1 pseudogene is annotated in these 579 nt (G+C 54.0%); it reads right to left on the bottom strand.

Annotated elements, in window-relative coordinates:
* Positions 1-103: 103 nt before the first annotated feature.
* Positions 104-397: pseudogene (locus AO277_RS14525) on the bottom strand (tyrosine protein phosphatase); the annotation flags it as partial.
* Positions 398-579 lie beyond the last annotated feature (182 nt).

Raw genomic sequence — 579 nt, 5'->3', positions numbered from 1 at the left:
CTGCTCCTGGGTCAACATATTGGCAGCTCAAAGCCGCCAGTTTTACCCAGGGGGGTCAATTCTAGGTTGGCGTTAGGGGGTCATTTTTACAGTGGCGGTGACAGATACTGGCACTGCCGGAAATGTGCAGCGTGTCCCAGCCTTTTTGATTGAGGTGAGGAGGAAGAATAAAACTGTCCGAAGAACGGAAATTTTCCAGTTCGCCTGGTGTGCGGTCATAGAGGAACACGGGTTCACCGGTCGGCCGCTCCGGTGTAGTCAGCGCTTGTTTGAATTTCGTAACCGCGTGTCGATAGGCTTCGGGAGTCAACTGCGCATAGGCAGGCTCGAGATCGCTGGCTGAACCCCCTCTCGACAAAGGTATGACGCCTCGGGAAGTAATGACATGATTCTGCATGAATTGGATCCTATGAANAATGCACCTCTTTCGTGGGCGCATAGGCTCCAACGGTTCCAACTGGCAGTGAGAACCCCGTGACGGGGGTATAAGGGGTCTGGGGAGCAATGGAACAGGGAAGTCAGTTAAGCCACTACGTCACCAGTACCGGTCAGTACCCTCCATGTGCACTTCGCTTTCGG

Source organism: Pseudomonas amygdali (genome assembly GCF_002699855.1).
Lineage (GTDB): Bacteria > Pseudomonadota > Gammaproteobacteria > Pseudomonadales > Pseudomonadaceae > Aquipseudomonas > Aquipseudomonas amygdali.
This window is presented reverse-complemented; position numbering and strand designations above follow the sequence as displayed.